At 64.9% G+C, this 18,674-nt stretch carries 16 protein-coding genes and 1 riboswitch; of the genes, 10 read left to right on the top strand and 6 right to left on the bottom strand.

The genetic code is table 11. From position 1 onward, the window contains the following. Positions 1-169 precede the first annotated feature (169 nt). From pnuC to VA602_RS19770, 9 genes are all read left to right on the top strand, one after another. On the top strand, positions 170-736 hold the full coding sequence (gene pnuC / locus VA602_RS19810) for a nicotinamide riboside transporter PnuC (protein ID WP_323454069.1): 567 nt from the start codon (positions 170-172) through the stop codon (positions 734-736). Next, positions 733-1,254 (top strand): AAA family ATPase, encoded by a 522-nt coding sequence (locus VA602_RS19805; protein WP_323454068.1) that lies wholly within the window; start codon positions 733-735, stop codon positions 1,252-1,254. Before pnuC ends, VA602_RS19805 begins: the two co-directional genes overlap by 4 nt. Positions 1,255-1,585: 331 nt before the next feature. Further along, positions 1,586-2,038 (top strand): hypothetical protein, encoded by a 453-nt coding sequence (locus VA602_RS19800; RefSeq protein ID WP_323454067.1) that lies wholly within the window; start codon positions 1,586-1,588, stop codon positions 2,036-2,038. A gap of 2 nt (positions 2,039-2,040) precedes the next feature. Further along, on the top strand, positions 2,041-2,622 hold the full coding sequence (locus VA602_RS19795) for an adhesin (protein WP_153774901.1): 582 nt from the start codon (positions 2,041-2,043) through the stop codon (positions 2,620-2,622). 51 nt (positions 2,623-2,673) lie between these two features. Beyond that, a complete protein-coding gene (locus VA602_RS19790; protein ID WP_323454066.1) occupies positions 2,674-3,639 on the top strand; it encodes a heme utilization protein in 966 nt (321 codons plus the stop codon). 60 nt (positions 3,640-3,699) lie between these two features. Next, positions 3,700-4,380, top strand: a complete 681-nt coding sequence (locus VA602_RS19785; RefSeq protein ID WP_186710429.1) for a C39 family peptidase — start codon at positions 3,700-3,702, stop codon at positions 4,378-4,380. A 35-nt stretch (positions 4,381-4,415) separates the two neighbouring features. After that, positions 4,416-5,162 carry a hypothetical protein gene (locus VA602_RS19780; protein WP_323454065.1) on the top strand — a complete coding sequence of 249 codons (747 nt, stop codon included), beginning with the start codon at positions 4,416-4,418 and terminating at the stop codon, positions 5,160-5,162. Positions 5,163-5,208: 46 nt separating this feature from the next. Continuing rightward, on the top strand, positions 5,209-6,489 hold the full coding sequence (locus tag VA602_RS19775) for a transporter (protein ID WP_323454064.1): 1,281 nt from the start codon (positions 5,209-5,211) through the stop codon (positions 6,487-6,489). A gap of 145 nt (positions 6,490-6,634) precedes the next feature. Beyond that, positions 6,635-8,830 (top strand): LTA synthase family protein, encoded by a 2,196-nt coding sequence (locus VA602_RS19770; protein WP_407682527.1) that lies wholly within the window; start codon positions 6,635-6,637, stop codon positions 8,828-8,830. 86 nt (positions 8,831-8,916) lie between these two features. Here the strand turns inward: VA602_RS19770 and VA602_RS19765 are convergent, their stop codons facing one another. Then, complete coding sequence (locus VA602_RS19765; protein WP_054893925.1) at positions 8,917-10,242, bottom strand: sigma-54 dependent transcriptional regulator; 1,326 nt, start codon at positions 10,240-10,242, stop codon at positions 8,917-8,919. Positions 10,243-10,574: 332 nt separating this feature from the next. Here VA602_RS19765 and VA602_RS19760 point away from each other — a divergent pair, with 332 nt between their 5' ends. Next, positions 10,575-10,844, top strand: a complete 270-nt coding sequence (locus VA602_RS19760) for a hypothetical protein (RefSeq protein ID WP_054893924.1) — start codon at positions 10,575-10,577, stop codon at positions 10,842-10,844. Between the two features lie 102 nt (positions 10,845-10,946). Here VA602_RS19760 and VA602_RS19755 read toward each other — a convergent pair whose 3' ends face one another. The 5 genes from VA602_RS19755 to VA602_RS19735 form a co-directional block, all read right to left on the bottom strand. Next, positions 10,947-11,561, bottom strand: a complete 615-nt coding sequence (locus tag VA602_RS19755; protein WP_323454305.1) for a vWA domain-containing protein — start codon at positions 11,559-11,561, stop codon at positions 10,947-10,949. Positions 11,562-11,614: 53 nt separating this feature from the next. Then, positions 11,615-12,613, bottom strand: coding sequence for an ATP-binding protein (locus VA602_RS19750; protein ID WP_323454062.1), 999 nt, complete (start codon positions 12,611-12,613; stop codon positions 11,615-11,617). Position 12,614: 1 nt separating this feature from the next. Then, complete coding sequence (gene cobN, locus VA602_RS19745) at positions 12,615-16,364, bottom strand: cobaltochelatase subunit CobN (protein WP_323454061.1); 3,750 nt, start codon at positions 16,362-16,364, stop codon at positions 12,615-12,617. A 3-nt stretch (positions 16,365-16,367) separates the two neighbouring features. Beyond that, positions 16,368-17,435: a cobalamin biosynthesis protein CobW gene (cobW, locus tag VA602_RS19740; protein WP_054893920.1), complete on the bottom strand. Its 1,068-nt coding sequence runs from the start codon at positions 17,433-17,435 to the stop codon at positions 16,368-16,370. Between the two features lie 99 nt (positions 17,436-17,534). Further along, a riboswitch (cobalamin riboswitch) is annotated at positions 17,535-17,732 on the bottom strand. A gap of 45 nt (positions 17,733-17,777) precedes the next feature. Then, positions 17,778-18,659, bottom strand: a complete 882-nt coding sequence (locus tag VA602_RS19735; protein ID WP_054893919.1) for a LysR substrate-binding domain-containing protein — start codon at positions 18,657-18,659, stop codon at positions 17,778-17,780. Positions 18,660-18,674: the final 15 nt, after the last annotated feature.

Raw genomic sequence — 18,674 nt, 5'->3', positions numbered from 1 at the left:
CAGCGCAGAAACCCTGGCTTTCGTATCTGTGCGCTGCCACTTCTAAACTGCCAGCTCTCGATAAAGGTCGAAACTGACAAAAATGACAGGACGCCCGCATGGCCGCGGCGTTACCTGCCTGGCATTTGCACGTTACAATCGCCGACTTCGCATACTTCAGGGATCGCCGATGTCCGGCCTCGAACTCTTCGCCGCCGCGCTCGGCGTCATCGCCGTCTGGCTCACGGTCAGGCAGAACATCTGGTGCTGGCCGATCGGCCTGGTGATGGTGCTGCTCTACAGCTGGATCTTCTACGACGTGAAGCTGTATTCGGACATGCTCCTGCAAGTGGTCTATGCCGTGCTCAACCTCTATGGCTGGTGGCAATGGACGCGGCCGGACCGCGTCGAGGACGCGCGCCGGGTATCACGCCTGGACACCGCCACGGTGCTGCGCGGACTGGGCTTGGGCCTGCTGGCGAGCGCCGCCCTGGGGGCCGCCATGGCCCACTGGACCGACGCCGCCCAACCCTGGCTGGATGCAGCGCTGACCGGGTTCAGTCTGGTCGCGCAGGTGTGGATGGCACAGAAACGCCTGCAATGCTGGGCGTTGTGGTTCGTGGTCGATGTGATCTTCGTCGGACTGTTCCTGTACAAGGGCTTGCACCTGACCGCGGCGTTGTACGCCCTGTTCACCCTGATCGCCGTGCGCGGTTGGCTGGAATGGCGGCGCGATCCGGCGCTGGCCGGCGCATGAAGGTCCTGGTCCTGTGCGGTCCTGAATCCAGTGGCAAGAGCTGGCTCAGTGGCGAGATCCAGCACCGTTTCGGTGGCATCACCGTCGGCGAATACGTACGCCATTTCATCGACACCGAGCAGCGCGATACCTGCTACGCCGATATCCCGGCCATCGCCCGCGGGCAACTGGCCTGGGAAGACCAGGCGCGGGCAGCCTCGCCTTCGCTGCTGATCCTCGATACCCACCTGCTGAGCAACATGTTGTGGAGTCGCGTGCTGTTCGGCGACTGCCCGGCGTGGCTGGAACAAGCGCTGCTGGCCAGGCACTACGACCTGCACCTGCTGCTCAGCCCCGAGGGCGTGGAATGGATCGGTGATGGCCAGCGCTGCCAACCGCGGATAGAGGAGCGCCAGGCGTTCTTCGATGACAGCCTGCACTGGCTACAACAGCATCGCCAGCCACTGCGGGTCATTGACGGGGACTGGCAGCAGCGCCGGGATGACGCGCTGGCGGCGGTGGCCGAGCTCCTGGGGTGAGCCCAGCCAGGCCCCTCAGCACGGCCGGGCTGTTAACTCACTGATACACCCACTCGCCATCAAACCCCTATTGCCGGGGCCTTCCCCACACTTTCGGGGGAACTGTCACAGCGCTGATACACCCCCTGCGCACCCCGCCAGATCGCCCGTGCTTCGGCCCTTGACGGGCGGCGACCCGGCACCTTGTATCAACGCTGATACAGCAGAAAACCGGCACTGCCACCCCCCTCGCACAACCCACTGATAAATCGGCAAAAAGCAAAACCGGCACGGCTTTCGCTCTCTGTTCTGGCAACGCTCAAGGGCCAGCGCACAGAAAGGGAGCACCGCCGTGGGGAACCAGCACAACACACTGCCTGCACTGCTCGTTCTGGCTTGCCTTGCCGCCACATCGATTGCACCGCCGGTCTTCGCTGGTGGCAACGGGGTGATCGTCCTCAACCGCGATGTCCAGCCGCGTCAGGCTGATCGCCGAACCGGCACGCCAGACCCCTACCCGACCACCGCCAACACCAACGAGTCGGCACGCATCCAGGCCCAGACCAACAACGAACTGACCGATGGCGACTTCGCCAGCGTCGCCAGCGGTTCGACCGTCAGCCGCATCTTCCAGCCCGACAACTCCGGCAATCTGCGCGGCATGGGCACCGCCCAGTCGCAATTGCCCGGCATGCCCGGCGGTTCCAGTGCCGGGGCGTCCGGCGCCAACAGCATCTCCAACACGGTCAACCAGAACGTTCAGCGCGGCATGGCGCCGCTGCAGATCCTGACCCGGGGCCAATGATCATGCAGACCCTCAACCTCTCTCTGCTGTGCCTGGCCCTGGGCTGCAGCGCCAGCGCCTTCGCCGGCTCCCCTGTGGTCGACAACGCCACCCTCGACGCCAGTGGCCGCGCCTACCAGGGCAACCTCAACATCAACCAGGCCGCGGGTGACGCCCTGCAACAGGCCAACGTGAAAGCTATCGCCATCGGCACCGAAGGCCAGGCCAGCACGCAGATCCGCCAACGCAACGACTTTCGCGCCAACAGTGCGCTCGACGCCCACGCCAGCATCAATGGCAACGCCTTCAGCAACGGCAACGGCATGCTGGGCATCAACCAATCGGCGGGCGCCGCCACGCAGCAGGCCAACGCGGTGCGCATCAGCATCAGCGCAATTGCACAGAGCATCGACGACAGCATTCTCAGCCAGCAGAACGTCTCGCTGGCCAACAGCTCCGACGCAACTGATCACACACCCGGCAGTCGCCAGGTCACGACCAGTGACCAGGCCTTCACCGGCAGCCGTGGCGTGATCCAGTTGAATCAGAGCGCCGGGGTGGGCAACCGAATGGCCAACACCCTGAGCGTCCGGGTCGCGGATTGACCCGATCAGCAACACAACACTTAACAACGAAAATATAAGCGGAGAAACACCATGAAACCAAAAATGGCACTCAAGCCTCTGGTATTCGCCCTCGCTGCGGTCATGGCAGTTGCTGCACAAGCCGGCGGCCGTGGCAACGACAACCACGGCGGCCACAACAACGGCCATAACAACAACGAAAGCCTGCTGCTGTCCCTGCTGGTGAACGCCGGTTCTGCCGCTACCGTTCTGGACACCCAGAACAACTCCGGCAACCGTGTGCTGAACCAGGGCACCCGCAACGATGCCCGCATGGACAACTCGGCCAACGGTTCTCAAGGCAACCTGGGCGCCAACGTTGCCGCAGGCAGCGGCAACCAGCAGGACAACGTTGCGGCAATCGCCACCGCCGATGAGAACTTCATCTTCGGCAGTGCCGTGGCCATGGCCCAGGCCACCCAGACCAACGCCGGCAACACCGTCAAGAACTACTCCACCTCCAACAACGCCAACCTCACCGGTTCGGCCAACGGCAGCTCCGGCAACATCGGCATCAACGTGACCGCCGGGGACTTCAACCAACAGAAAAACAACATGGCCATCGCCGTGTCGGGTGGCCGTGTCGCTGCCGCCACCGGTGCAGCCAACCAGAACGTCGGCGGCCTGAACGTCACCAACAAGGCCGACCGTACCTACAGCAAGGAAACCCTCACCTCCACCTTCGCTGCAGTGGGGCACTACCAAGGCAATGGCTACGGCTACGTCGAAGACGAGAGCAGCCGCGATCGCCATGGCAACACCCATGTCGACAAGGACCCGCTGAAGTTCCACGAAGAAGGCACCTTCGGCCTGGCCGGCGTTGCCTCCTATCAGGTCCTGACCCCCACCGGCTGGCGCAACCCTGTGACCAACAACGCCAACCTGAGCAACTCGCTCAATGGCGTGTCGGGCAACGTCGGCGCCAACGTCTCGGCCGGCAGCGGCAACCAGCAGACCAACTCGCTGTCCATCGCCGCAGGTTGCAAAGCCTGCATGTAACAGCAGCCGATCGGGGCCCTTCGGGGCCCCTTTCCCTGTCTCTACCCGGTGGAGAAGGTCATGCGCATTGTCCTGCTTGCCACACTCATGTTCCTGGCCGGTCTCGTAGAAGCGGCACAGATGCCGATTGCCGCCTTGCCAGGCGGCACCCTCGTCTACAAGCCGGTGCAGAGCCTGCGTGAGCGGCGCTTCGCCGACCTTGTGCAACAGAAGACCGATTTCAGCTGCGGCGCCGCCGCCCTGGCCACCGTCCTCAAGCAGGCCTACTGGCTCGACGTGGACGAACACCAGGTCATCGAAGGCATGCTCGCCCATTCCGACCAGGACACCGTCAAGGTGCAGGGTTTCTCCATGCTCGACATGAAGCGCTACGTCGAAAGCATCGGCATGCGCGCCCGGGGCTATCGGGTCGAACCCGACACCCTGGAAAAGGTGAGCATTCCGGTGATCGTGCTGATGGACATCCGTGGCTACAAGCACTTCGTGGTGCTGCAGCGCATCGACAAGGGCTGGGTCTATATCGGCGACCCTGTCCTGGGCCACAAACGCTACAAATTCGACGATTTCCTCAAAGGCTGGAACGGCATCATCTTCGCCGTCATCGGCCCCGGCTACGACAAGGCCAACGCCCTGCTCGACCCGCCGGCACCTCTGACCGCGAAGAACCGCGTCAACGGTTTCTATCCGGTAGAAGACGCGCAACTGATGGAGTTCGGTTTCATCCAGAGCGATTTCTTCTGAAGATTACAAGGGGCACGAAGTCCCGGGGAGCAGCGATGAAGACTACCACCTGGCTGGTCGCAGCATGCCTGGCTGCCAGCCTCCCCGCCCACGCCCAGGTGTTCAAGCCCATCGAGGTCAAGGACCAGGAGCTTGCCCAACTGCGTGGGAAGTACGTGATGCCGGGACGGATCATCAGTTTCGGTATCGTCATGAGCAGTACCTGGCAGAACGCCGCCGGTGATCGCATCGGCGCCACGACGACCCTGCAGGTACAGCAGAACGTGATCAAACCGCAGTTCTACGTGTCGATGACCGGCGAGAACGGCTCGGGCAACGCCCCTGGCCGCGGCAATGGCCTGGTCAACGGCGGCGCAGGCCTGGTCAACACCACCCAGGGCGTGACCCAGTCGGTGCGCGCGGCCGGCGACAACAACAGCGCCTATAACGATGTCGCCATCAATGTCCGCGAGGCCAGCCAGGTCGCTGATGCCGGCGTACCGCAAGGCCAGGTCCTGGCCGCAGGCACCACCCTGAGCACCAGCAACAACGCCGGCACGCTCAGCGTCTCGAACAGTGGCAGCGGGATCCAGATGGCCATCCAGGCCAACAACAATCAAGGGCAAAGCCTGCAACGCCTGGCCGATGGTGGGCTGCTCCAGGCCACCACCTTGCTGGGCGGCAGCAACGCCGTCAGCAACCTGACACAGCTCAATGTGGTGCTGCGCGACAACCTGCCTTCGGCAGGTGCGCTGAACTGCAATCTTGATCAACTCAAGGGCCTTCGTGTTTCAGGATATTGATCTACGCTTCGTCTCAATCATCGCAGTTGGAAGGGACGGCTAACTTATGCATCGATCGTTGTCATTGGGGGCAGTTGTCTGCCTGGGGACGTTGGTACCATCGTCACTGCTCTATGCAGCCAGTGACCCTCAGGTAGACGCGCTGAAAGCCGAACTGGCTGCGCTCAAGCAGCGCTACGAAGCGCAGCAACAGGCGCTGATGGTGCTCGAACAGCGCGTTCGCCAGGTCGAAGAGCAACCCGCCGCCCCACCCCCCAAGCGCCTGACCCGCTCGCCGGCCTCCGAGCCGCGCAACAACCAGGCGATCGCCGCATCCGGCGGCAACGGTTCATCCTATGGCGAGTCGCTCAAGGATGATTCGGAGCCGGCGCAGAGTGTGTCCAACCTCTACGACGAAGCCAGTGGCTTCTTCGGTGGCGGCAAGTTCAGCGTCGAGACCGGCATTACCTATGCCCGCTACGACACCCGCCAACTGATCCTCAACGGCTTCCTGGCGCTGGACTCGATCTTCCTGGGCAACATCAACCTGGACCGGATCAAGGCCGACAACTGGACGCTCGACCTCACCGCGCGCTACAACCTCGACAACCGCTGGCAGTTCGACGTGAACGTGCCGATCGTCTACCGCGAGTCGACCTACCAGTCCGGGGGTGTCGGCGGTAACGCCCAGGGTATTTCCGAACGCACCATCACCCGCGACCCAACCCTTGGCGACGTCAACTTCGGCGTGGCCTACAAGTTCCTCGACGAGTCGGAGAACACCCCGGATGCGGTGTTCAGCGTGCGGGTCAAGGCACCGACCGGCAAGGATCCGTTCGGTATCAAGCTGCTGCGCGACACCGAGAACGACAGCCTCAGCTACCCCGAAGACCTGCCCACCGGCAACGGTGTCTGGTCGATCACCCCGGGCATCTCGCTGGTCAAGACCTTCGACCCGGCAGTGCTGTTCGGCAGCCTGTCGTACACCCACACCTTCGAGGATTCGTTCAGCGACGTCAGCTCGACGATCAACCAGAAAGTACCGGGCAAGGTGAAGATCGGCGACAGCTTCCAGATCGGTGCAGGCGTGGCCTTCGCCCTCAACGAGAAGATGTCGATGTCGTTCTCGGTCTCGGACCTGATCGCCCGGCGCTCGCGGATCAAGTCCGCGGAAACCGGCGACAGCTGGGCCGACGTCAAGAGCAGCGATGCCAACGCTGCCTACTTCAACGTCGGCATGACCCTCGCGGCCACCGACAACCTGACCATCGTGCCGAACCTGTCGATCGGCTTGACCGACGATGCACCGGATTTCACCTTCAGCCTGAAATTCCCCTACTACTTCTGATCCATCCAGCCCGGGGGCGCCTCGCGCCCCTGCACTTCAATTGGTAACCAACCTTGTCGCTTCCGGCCTTCCCGTGAGGGTCCTGTTATGATGCAGCACATTTTTGTGACTGTTTCATGGCAAGGAAGGACGTTTCGTGAAGAACATGCTTGGCCATCCCCGCGCTCGGCTCGCCACCCTGGCAGTGCTGGTCGTGGTGATCCCCCTGGCCGCCCGCGCACTGCTGGGTTGGTCCGATCCGCTGGGGTACCTGTCGGACCTGGCGATCGGCATCCTGCTGGTACTGCTATTGCAGCGCAGCCCCTGGTGGCTGGCACTGCCGGTGCTGCTGGCCTGGGGTGGGCTGCTGGTGGCTTCGGCCGAGCTGGTCAGTGCGGTCGGGCGTCTGCCAAATAGCAGCGACCTGGGCTATCTGTTCGACCCACAGTTCATGGAAAACTCCACCGGCGGAGCCCTCGCTCATCCCTGGCTGCCCTGGACCCTCGGTGCCGCCCTTTCAGCCTGGCTGCTGACCCGCTGGCTGCAGCGCGGCCAATCCGCCCCGGCGTTGCCACGTGCGGCCTGGGCCGCCCCTGCAGTACTGCTTGCCGCGCACTGGGGTAGCGAGCACCTGATACCGTCCGATGCCGACCAGTGGCGTCAGTACAACCTGTCCCATCAACTGCTCTCGGCAGGCACCAGCGACCTGCAACTCAAGGCACAGGCCTGGCTGGGCCACGACCTGACGGTCACACCGCTGCCCAGCGCCGGCCTGACCCAGGCCGACCTCGACGGCCGCAGGCTGTTCGAAGCCTCCGGCAGCGCACGCAACCTGCTGGTCATCACCCTCGAAGGGATCCCCGGCGCCTATGTGCGCGCCAACCGGCAAGCCCTGCACAGCCGTTTCGATGACGACCTGATGCCCAACCTCAGCCGCTGGGCCGAACGCGGCATGAACACACCCGATTATGTCCTGCACACCCATCAGACCATTCGTGGCCTGTACGCCATGCTCTGCGGCGATTACGACAAGCTCGCCAACGGCACGCCCAAGGGTGTCGAGCTGCTGACCCAGGACCTGCGCAACCAGGCCTGCCTGCCCGCACAACTGCGCCAGGCCGGCTTCAGCACCCACTACCTGCAGGGCGCCGGCCTGCGCTTCATGGCCAAGGACCGAATCATGCCGCACATCGGCTTCGACTCGGTGCACGGCCTTGAGTGGTTCCGCAACGACAACTACCTCGAGTTCCCCTGGGGCAAGGACGACAAGGCCTTCTTCGAGGGCGCGCTGGGCTATGTCGGTGAGCTGCGCAAACAGCGCCAGCCATGGATGCTGACCCTGCTCACGGTCGGCACCCACCAGCCCTACTCCGCACCAGACGATTACCTGCAACGCTACGACAGCGCCAAACAGGCGGCGGTCGCCTACCTGGACGACGCCCTGGGCGCGTTCCTCGACACCCTGGAGCGCCAGGGCGTGCTCAAGGACACCCTGGTGGTCATCACTTCGGACGAGTCCCACGGCATCGACGGTGTGCGCCTGGCCTCGTCCTGGGGCTTCAACCTCACCCTCGCACCCGAACAGGCACAGTTGCCGAAGATCAAGCACGGCACCTACGGCCATGTCGACCTGGCCACTTCGCTGCTCGACTACTTCGCGCTGCCGATTCCCGCCGCCCTGGCCGGCCGCTCGCTGTACCGCGACTACGACAGCGGCCGGGAAATGATCTCTTTCACCAACGGCATGCTGCGTTACCACGATGGCCGCGGCACCTTCAGCGAATGCGACTTCCAGCAACGCTGCCGACGCTACGCAAGCGAGGGATTCATCGCCGACCAGGCGCAGTTCCTCGGCCGCGGCGAAGCCCCGCTGGGGCGCCAGATCACAGCGCTGGCCGGCGTGCTGGACCACTCGTTGCTGCAAACCCCGTTGAACCTGCGCTACCAATTTGGCGGGCCGTCGGCCATTCCTCTGCACAAGCGCATTCGTGATGACTGGGCCGACAATCTGATCGGCGCGCAGTACCTGGAAATGCCCCAAGGCTCGTACACCCGGGTGCGGGTCAAGGTGCGCTCGCTCGACCCTGCCCACCGGGCGCACATCCAGCTCAAGGCCAAGCAGCAAGAACAGGACGTACCGCTGGGGTTGCCCGAGGAGATCCTGGTCACGGCCGACCAGCCGATGGAGCTGGAGTTCGGCTTCGACAACCCCATCGAGCGCAAGGCGTTCTCCTTTCACCTGCTCGGCTATGGCGGGGGTGAAGTGGAAGTCAGCGATTTCAGCGTGATCACCGCCCTGCCGGGAGAAGAGGACGTGATCGAGGAAATACAGGACGACGGCCACATCGCGCAGTCGAGTTGAATCAAAAGCGGGCGTGATCCGTGCCAGGCATCGCGGTGTCTTTTTCGCGGGCAAGTCGGAGCGCCGAACCGCCGCTCCTGCAGGATTCAGCGGATCTGATGCTTGTGCAGCAAGCGGTAGAAGGTCGGTCGGGAAACCCCCAGCACCTTCGCCGCGATGCTCATGTTGTCACTGTGGCGGTTGAGCACATCGCACAGCGCCTGGCGTTCAGCCCGGTGCTTGTAGTCCTCCAGCGTCCCTAGCGGCGCCTCAGCTTCCTCCAGCACCTGCAACCCCAGATCCTGCGCCTCGATCTGCCGCCCCTCGGCCAGCACCAGTCCGCGACGTACACGGTTGGCCAGTTCGCGTACGTTGCCGGGCCACTCGTGGCGCCCCATGGCCGCCAGGGCATTGTCGCTGAACGAACGCGGCCGTCGCCCGGTTTCCAGGCTGTAGAAATGCGAGAAATGGCTGGCCAGCATCGACAGGTCACCGTGGCGGTCACGCAGAGGCGCAGTCACCACTTGCAGAACATTGAGCCGATAGTACAAGTCTTCACGAAACCTGCCACGCTCGATCGCCTGCTCCAGGTCCACGTGGGTCGCCGCCAGCACCCGCGCATCCACCGGAATCGGCTGGCTACCGCCGACGCGCTCGATGTGCTTTTCCTGCAGAAAACGTAGCAGATTGGCCTGCAACTCCAGAGGCAGATCGCCAATCTCGTCGAGGAACAGCGTACCGCCGTGCGCCGCCTCGATACGCCCGACCTTGCGTTGATGCGCGCCGGTAAAGGCGCCTTTCTCGTGGCCAAACAGCTCGGACTGGATCAGATGCTCGGGGATAGCCCCGCAATTGATGGCAATGAATGGCTTGTCATGCCGCTGCGACTGACGATGCAGCGTACGCGCCACCAACTCCTTGCCGGTGCCGCTCTCGCCACGGATCAGTACGGGCGACTCGGTCGGCGCCAGCTTGCCGAGCAGCTTGCGCAACTCGCGGATGGGTCGGCTCTCGCCGAGCAGTTCGTGCTCGGGCTCATCGACCCGCACTGCCCCCTTGCCACGCAGGCGCGCCATGCCGAACGCCCGCCCGAGGGTGACCTGCACCCGGGAAACATCGAATGGCAGGGTATGGAAGTCGAAGAACCACTCACAGACGAAATCGCCGACGTTCTGCATGCGCAACTCTTCGGCGCTGAGCACGGCGATCCATTCGGTATTGCTGCGCTTGATCAGATCCTTGACGGCATCCTGGTGACGCAGGTGCGAGGCCTGCAATCGCAACAGGCCGACGTCACAAGGATGTTCGAGCGCAGCGCCCAGGGTGCAACTGCGCACATCCCAACCGGCGCCCCGCAGGCCCGGCAGTAGACGGTGGCAATCGTCGCAGGGGTCGACAATCAGCAGACGGCGTTGGGATGCAGGTTCAAGCATGACCTATCCTTGGCGCCAATTTTCAGTTTTTTAATTAGAAACAGTAAGTTGCGGCGCCCGAATTAACAGTAGCAACGAACCTGACGGTGCCCACTACCGTTTGTCTGCCAAATGCCGTCACACAAAGCGAACCTGGAATTTTTGCCAATAACCGGCGTCACAGGCGGCACATACAACGGATAACTTTTATCGTTATAAAAAAATTTTCGACTGCCATGTGACTTCACCCACGACCCGGAGCATCAGTACCAATAACCCCGCGCTGCAATCGTTCATTTCTTTACCCGCGCGGACACACATTTGCTGTTTGGGACTACAAGAGAGACCGAACCATGAATGCCCCGCTCCGTGTCAACGAAGCACTGCTGATCGCCGACCACGCCTTCGAACCCTTCCAGTGCGTTGCCTGGGATGCACCCAACGGTACTGGTGAACTGAGCCTGGCAGTGATCGACCGGACCAGCACCCGCATCGGCAGCAAGCAGGTATCCTCGCGCATCTATTCGGACCCGGCACAATGGGCCAGCCTGATCGAGGAAGTCCGCGCCGAGCTGTTCGAAAAAGGCTACGACCTGCAACCCTGGTCCATGCCCAAGGCATAACTTGCCGTCGCACAGGTGCGCGTCTTGTCGCGCACTTGTGCAACTTTCCCCCTGCCGCTACGGCAACTTTCAGTTTGTGCGACTTATTGTCGCGCGCCCACTTTATTCAACAACGCTGAACTGCTCGACATGCTGGTAATCCGCCTGCAGTTGCGCAGCAAGTTGCCGTGCCCGCCCCAGGCGCACCGGCGCCGTTTCGATATCGACCAGCACGCAGGCACAGGGCATCGGCTGCACAGGCTTCCAGCGTTGCAGGCGACCGTCGGTCAGTACCAGGCAGCGCTGTACCTCCCCAGGGTGCGCTTTGCCGCGGCGCAGCAACCACTGGCGCGCCTCCTCCAGGGCCGCGAGCAACGGCGTGCCGCCTCCCGCCCCGAGCGCCCGCAGCCACGGCTGAAGCGCAGCCGAGGCCTTCAGGCCATGACGCTGCCACTGTGGCGTGCTGCCGCTGGCGGTCAGCAACGCCAGGCGCGCACGCTGGCGGTAGGCCTGGTCGAAGAAGGTCTCGAGCAGCCCCTTGGCTTGCGCAAGGGATTGGTGGCGGCGGGTTGACGCCGACGCATCGACGATCACCAACCACAGTTCCGGCGCTTGCCCACGGCGTTGCTGCCAGCACAGGTCCTCGACACGGCGAGGCCGCCCCTTGAGCAGGGTCGGCAGCCAGGCGACCCGACCGTCAGCGGCTGCACGGGCGCGTCCACGGCTGGCACCTGTCAGTTTTCCGGCACGGGGCCTGGCATCCGCCGCTGAACCACTTCGTGCGCGGATGCTCAGGGCTTTTTTGCCCAGTTCGGCACCTCACGCCGGGCACCTGCGCTCACCGGTTGTGCCTCCATTGCCCCCCAGTCACCTTGTCCACTCGGGTCTTGCGACTGCTGGCCGCCCTGAGGTGGCGTGTTCGAGCCAGCGGGCGGCTCTGCGCTACGGCGGCGATGGCGCAAGGCAAATTCGGCCACAGCCTCTACATCGTCCTCGCCGATGGCCGCAGCACCGCGCCACGCGGCATGGGCGCGTGCCGCCCGCAACCAGACCAGGTCGGCACGCAGGCCATCGACACCCGCAGCGAAACAACGCTCGGTGATCCAGGCCAGCGCCTGGTCGTCCAGGGCAATGGCCGGCAGGCGCTCACGCGCGTGCTGGCAGCGTTCGCGCAACTGCGCCTGGGCCGCCGCCCACTGCGCGCAGAACGCCTCGGGGTCGCTGTCGAATGCCAGGCGGCGGCGGATGATCTGTTGACGGTCGTTCGGCTCAGGCGCGCCTTCAAGGGCGATGTTCAAGCCGAAACGGTCGAGCAACTGCGGACGCAGCTCGCCCTCTTCCGGATTCATGGTGCCGATGAGCACGAAACGCGCGGCGTGACGGTGCGAGATGCCGTCGCGCTCGACGCGGTTGGTGCCGCTGGCCGCCACATCCAGCAGCAGGTCTACCAGCGGGTCGGGCAGCAGGTTGACCTCATCCACATAGAGCACCCCACCATCCGCCTGGGCCAGCACGCCCGCCGAGAAGCGTGCCTTGCCCTGCCCCAGCGCAGCATCAAGATCCAGAGTACCGACCAGCCGCTCTTCGGTCGCGCCCAGCGGCAGGGTGACGAAAGGGCCTGCGCCGAGCAGGTCGGCCAGGCCCCGGGCCAAGGTGCTCTTGGCCATGCCACGCGGACCTTCGATCAGCACACCGCCGATCTTCGGGTCGATGGCGGTCAGGCACAGCGCCAGCTTGAGGTCTTCGGCACCGACCACGGCGGCCAGGGGGAACTGCAGGGGTTCGGTCATTTCAGGCCTCTTCCTCGCCGTCGAGCAACTGCTGCTCGAGGGCCTCGCGGTAATCGCCCGGCGCCTGCCACAGACCGCGCTGCTGGGCTTCCAGCAACCGTTCGGTCAGATCGTGCAAGGCGTGCGGGTTATGCTCGCGCATGAATGCTCGGGTCGCCGGATCGAGCACGTAGGCATCGGCCAGCGACTGGTAATGGTGATCGTCGATCAGGTGAGTGGTGGCATCGAAGGCGAACAGGTTGTCGACCGTCGCCGCCAGTTCGAAGGCACCTTTATAGCCGTGACGCTTGACCCCGTCGATCCATTTCGGGTTCAGCGCACGCGCGCGGATCACCCGGTTCAGCTCCTCCTTGAGGGTGCGGATACGCGGGCGATCGACCTGGCTGTGGTCGCCGTGGTAGCTGGCGACCGTGGCGCCGGCCAAAGTTTCGGCTGCCGCGAGCATGCCGCCCTGGAACTGGTAGTAGTCGTTGGAGTCGAGCAGGTCGTGCTCGTGGTTGTCCTGGTTCTGCAAAACCGCCTGGACCTGCCCCAGGCGCTGGGCGAACTGTGCCCGTGCAGGTGTGCCCTCATCGGCAGCACCGTAGGCGTAGCCGCCATGGTTGAGGTAGACCTCAGCCAAGTCCGCGCGCCCCTGCCAGAGGCGTCCGTCGATGGCGTTCTGCACACCCGCGCCATAGGCACCCGGCTTGGCGCCGAACACCCGCCAACCCGCCTGGCGCGAGGCCTGCTCGGCATCGACGCCCTGCGCCAGCAGCGCCTCGCGCTCGGCACGCACGCGGGCAGCCAGCGGATTGAGGTCGTCTGGCTCATCCAGCGCCGCCACGGCCTGTACTGCCGCGTCGAACAGGCGGATCAGGTTGCCGAAGGCATCGCGGAAGAAACCCGACACGCGCAAGGTTACATCGACCCGCGGGCGATCGAGCAGGCTCAGGGGCAGGATTTCGAAGTCATCGACCCGCTGGCTGCCGGTGGCCCATACCGGCCTCACCCCCATCAGCGCCATGGCCTGGGCGATATCGTCACCGCCGGTGCGCATGGTCGCCGTACCCCAGACCGACAGCCCGAGCTGACGCAGGTGATCACCATGCTCCTGCAGGTGACGCTCGAGGATCAGGCTGGCCGAGGCAAAGCCCAGGCGCCAGGCGGTGGTGGTGGGCAGGTTGCGCACATCCACGGTGTAGAAGTTGCGTCCGGTAGGCAGCACGTCCAGACGCCCGCGACTGGGTGCGCCGCTGGGGCCTGCCGGCACAAAACGCCCGGCCAGGGCCGCGAGCAGGCCGTCGATCTCGGCGGCGCCACAAGCATCCAGGTTCGGCGCGACTTCGTCGGCGAGTGCCTGCAGCACGGCATGCACCGCCTGCCATTGCGCGGTATCGGGTGCTGCCAGGCGCCCTTCGATCAGGGCCAGGGCGAGCATCTCCAGACGTTCACGGGTATCACCCTGGGTGCGCCACAACGCAGCATCCAGCGCCTGCAGCAGCTCGGGACGCGGCCCTTGCCAAGCCTGGCCAAGGTCGCAGTCCAGCGGGTCGAACGCCAGTTCCAGAGCGCGTGCCAGTGCGCGCAGCAGGCTGGCATTGCCACCGCGGCCGTCACCCCGATCGACCCGCAGCAGCGCCAGCAGCGTATCGCTGCGCAGGCGCCCCTGCGGCGACTGACCAAAGACATGCAAGCCATCGCGAATCTGCGACTCTTTCAAGTCGCATAAATAAGTGTCCAGGCGCGGCAGCCAGACAGCCGCATCGTCCAGCTGGCCTTCGAGCTGCAGGTCACGGTCGATATGGTTGGCCTTGACCAGTTCGAGAATGTCGCGCTGCAGCTCGCGGGCGCGGCGCGGGTCGAGCAGTTGCGCCTCGTAGTATTCGTCGGCCAGCTGCTCCAGATGCCGCAGCGGCCCGTAGGTTTCGGCGCGGGTCAGCGGCGGCATCAGGTGATCGATGATCACCGCCTGGGTGCGGCGCTTGGCCTGGGCACCTTCACCGGGATCGTTGACGATGAACGGGTAGATGTTCGGCAGTGGGCCGAGCAGCGCATCCGGCCAGCACTCGGCGGACAGTCCGACACCCTTGCCGGGCAGCCACTCCAGGTTGCCGTGCTTGCCGACATGGATCAGCGCATCGGCGGCAAAGCCGTTGCGCAACCAGAAATGGAACGCCAGGTAGCCGTGCGGCGGCACCAGGTCCGGGTCGTGATACACCGCGCTCGGGTCTACCTGGTAGCCCCGGGCCGGCTGGATGCCGACGAAGGTCAGGCCGTAGCGCAGACCGGCGATCATCATCCGGCCGTTGCGGAACATCGGGTCTTGCTCGGGCGAGCCCCAGCGTTCGCGCACCGCCTGCTGGTTGGCCTCGGGCAGGCAGGCGAAGGCCGCCAGGTAGTCGTCCAGGGACAGGCTCTGGGCACAGGGACGCTGGTCGAGGTGGTCCAGGTCGTTGGTCACGCCGCCGAGCAGTTCGTGGATCAGCGCCGTGCCCGTCTGCGGCAGGCCCGCAACCGGGTAGCCCTCGGCCTGCAGGGCATGCAGGATGTTCAGCGCGGCGCCCGGCGTGTCGAGCCCCACGCCATTGCCGATACGCCCGTCGCGGGTCGGATAGTTGGCCAGCACCAGCGCCACACGCTTCTGAGCATTGGGCAGTCGCGCCAGCTCGACCCAGCGCCGCGCCAGTTCGGCGACGAAATCCATGCGTTCGGGATGGGCCTTGTAGCAGACCACATCGGACTGGCTGCGCTCGCTGCGCCAGGCCAGGTCCTTGAAGCTGACCGGCCGGGTGATGATGCGCCCGTCCAGCTCCGGCAAGGCGATGTGCATCGCCAGGTCGCGCGCGCCCAAGCCCTGCTCGCTGGCTTCCCAGCCGGGCTGGTTGTCCTGGGCGCAGATCGCCTGCAACACCGGCACGTCGCGGCGCAGCGGGCGCAGGTTGGGCCGCTCCGGGCTGGACAAGGCAAAGCCTGTGGTGTTGATCACCACCTCGGCGCCGACCTCGTCGAGCCAGGCCTCGACCTGTTCCAGACAGGCCGACTCCTTGAGGCTGGCGACTGCGATCGGCAATGGGTTCAGCCCGGCCGCCTGCAAGCGCTGGCAGAACACATCGATGAACGCGGTGTTGGCGGCCTGCAGGTGCGAGCGATAGAACAGGATCGGCGCTACCGGATGCTCCGGGTGCCACTCGGGGAACCAGTCTTCAAGCCCTGCGCTGGGCTTGCCAGGGTGGTAGACCGTAGTGCGCGGCAGCGGCTGGGGTTCGTCCCAGGCATAGTCGCGCCCCAGCCACTGGCTGGCCAGGCAATTGAACAGGTTGACCGCATTGGCCTTGCCGCCCTGGCGCAGGTAGTGCCAGAGCCGCTCGGCCTGCTCGGTCGGCACCGTGCCCAACTGCGTCAGCTCAGGGTCGGGGCGGTCATCGCCGGGCACCAGGATCAACTGCACCCCACGCGCCGCGAGTTCGACCAACTGTTCTACGCCGTAGCGCCAGTAGCCGACACCGCCGTGCAGCGACACCAGGATCACCTTGGCATGGCGCAACACCTCATCGATGTAAAGGTCGACGGAGGCGTGGTTCTGCACCTGCATGGGGTTGGCCAGGCGCAGGCTGGGGAAATCGTCCGGCAGCTGCTCGGCGGTTTCGGCGAGCAGTGCCAGGTGAGAGTCGCCGCTGCAGAGAATCACCAGCTCGGCGGGCGTCTGGCCGAGGTCGGCAATGCTGTCGTCCGGCACGAAGCCGCCGGGCTGGGTCCGCAGCAGGTGCATGGATCAGGCGCCCAGGGCCTGGCGCAGGCGCGCTTCCAACTGTGCCGCGTCGAGGTCCTGGCCGATCAGCACCAGGCGGGTGATGCGCGGTTCGTCGCTGCGCCAGGCGCGGTCGAAGTGCTTGTCGAAGCGCGTGCCCACGCCTTGGATCAACAGGCGCATCGGCTTGCCGGGGATCGCGGCAAAGCCTTTGGCGCGCAGGATGCCGAACTCGGTGACCAGTTGCGTCAGGGCATCGAGCAGCAGGCTTTCGTCCGCTTCAGGCAGGTCGATGGAGATGGAGTCGAAGGCGTCATGATCATGATCGTCGTGATCGTCGCCATCGTGGTGCGAGTCGTGGTGGGTGCGACGGCCATCGATATGCACTTCGGACTCGGCCCCCACGCCCAGCAACACATCCAGCGGCAGGCGACCGCTGCTGGCCTCGATCACCTTGACGGCCGGCGGCAGTTCTTCGGCGACTTCGGCGCGGACCTTGGCCAGGCCCTCGGCGTCGATCAGGTCAGCCTTGTTCAGCACCACCAGATCGGCACTGGCCAGCTGGTCGGCGAACAGCTCGTGCAGCGGGGATTCGTGGTCCAGGTTGGGGTCCAGCTTGCGCTGGGCGTCGACCTGGTCCGGGTAGGCGGCGAAGGTGCCGGCGGCCACGGCCGGGCTGTCGACGACGGTGATCACCGCATCGACGGTGCAGGCGTTGCGGATTTCCGGCCACTGGAAGGCTTGCACCAGCGGTTTGGGCAGGGCCAGGCCGCTGGTCTCGATGAGAATGTGGTCCAGGTCACCGCGACGGGCGACCAGCTCACGCATCACCGGGAAGAACTCTTCCTGCACGGTGCAGCACAGGCAGCCGTTGGCCAGCTCATAGACGCGGCCGTTGGCCTCTTCCTCGGTGCAGCCGATGCTGCACTGCTTGAGGATCTCGCCGTCGATACCCAACTCGCCAAACTCGTTGACGATGACCGCGATGCGTCGCCCCTGGGCGTTGTCGAGCATGTGGCGAAGCAAGGTGGTCTTGCCCGAGCCGAGGAAGCCGGTGACGATGGTGACGGGAAGTTTGGCCAGTGTTTTCATGTGGCGATGCCCTTGGCAGCAATGGTGCGGGCATGCGGGACGAAAGCCGCGGCCGACCGGCCGGACTCGCTCGCCACCGGATCACCCCGCCCGGTTGAAAGTCGAAAACGTTGCGAGGCAGGTCTCCTGGCTTGCACTGCACGACGTCCAGCCGTCAGGGCGACGCCTTCCCGCGCGTGGGCGCAGTGGCTGTGTCGAACCTGTTCAGTGCTTACAGTTGCGGGGGCAGCCGCGGCTTGTACCGCGTTCCCGTCTTAGCTCCGGCAGCGCCGGAGAACCTCGAAGCGGCAAGGCTACGCAGTGGTGCGCAGGTGGTCAACCGTCTGACGCTGATCGGAGCCTTCAGATGCCATCCCCGGCCAGCAGCTCGGTCAGCACCTGCGCCAGTGCCTTGACCATCACGTCGGCGGTTGGCCGGTGGACGATGACGATCTCGTAGCTGTCCACCTCCGGCAAACCTTGCGCCGCCCCCAGCACCCGATGCTCGGCGGTGGCCGCACGCGGCGGCAGCAGGCTCACGCCCATGCCGTCGGCCACCGCGGCCTGGATCCCGGACAGGCTGGAGCTGGTGAAGCTGATGCGCCAGCGGCGGCCCATGCCTTCGATGGCATGGATCATGTCTTCGCGGTACAGCCCGCGCGGCGGAAAGGTGACCAAGGGCACCGGGTCAAGCTCGAAGGCCGGCATGCGTACGCTGTCGATCCATTGCAGGCGCTCGGGCCAGCAGGACACGCCCTCGCGGCTGTTGCGCCGCTGCTTGAGCAGCACCAGGTCGAGTTCGCCATTGTCGTAGGCCTGGCTCAGGTCGCGGCACAGGCCGCTGGTGACTTCCAGCTTGACCTGCGGGTGCAGGCGGCTGAACGCCGACAGCGCATTGGTGGTTCGCCCGCCGACGAAGTCTTCGGGCACTCCAAGGCGTACGGTCACACCAACCATGGCCCCGGCCAGGGCTTCGAGCATCTGGTCGTTCAGCGCCAGCATGTGCCTGGCATAGCCGAGCAACGTCTGCCCGGCGTCGGTGGGCAGCACATCGCGATTGCCGCGTACCAACAGGCGATGACCGACCATCTCCTCGAGGCGTCGCACCTTCTGGCTGATGGTCGATTGGGTCGAATGCAGGCGCGCCGCAGCCGTGGTGAAGCTGCCGCAATCGGCGACCACGACGATGGCGCGCAACAGGTCGAGGTCGAACAGAGCCCTATTCGGTTTTACGCTGATGGACATGAGGGTATTGGGTTT

The sequence above is a fragment of the Pseudomonas machongensis genome, assembly GCF_034961125.1.
Lineage (GTDB): Bacteria > Pseudomonadota > Gammaproteobacteria > Pseudomonadales > Pseudomonadaceae > Aquipseudomonas > Aquipseudomonas machongensis.
The sequence above is the reverse complement of the archived record's forward strand: the minus strand, read 5'-3'. Positions and strand labels throughout refer to the sequence as shown.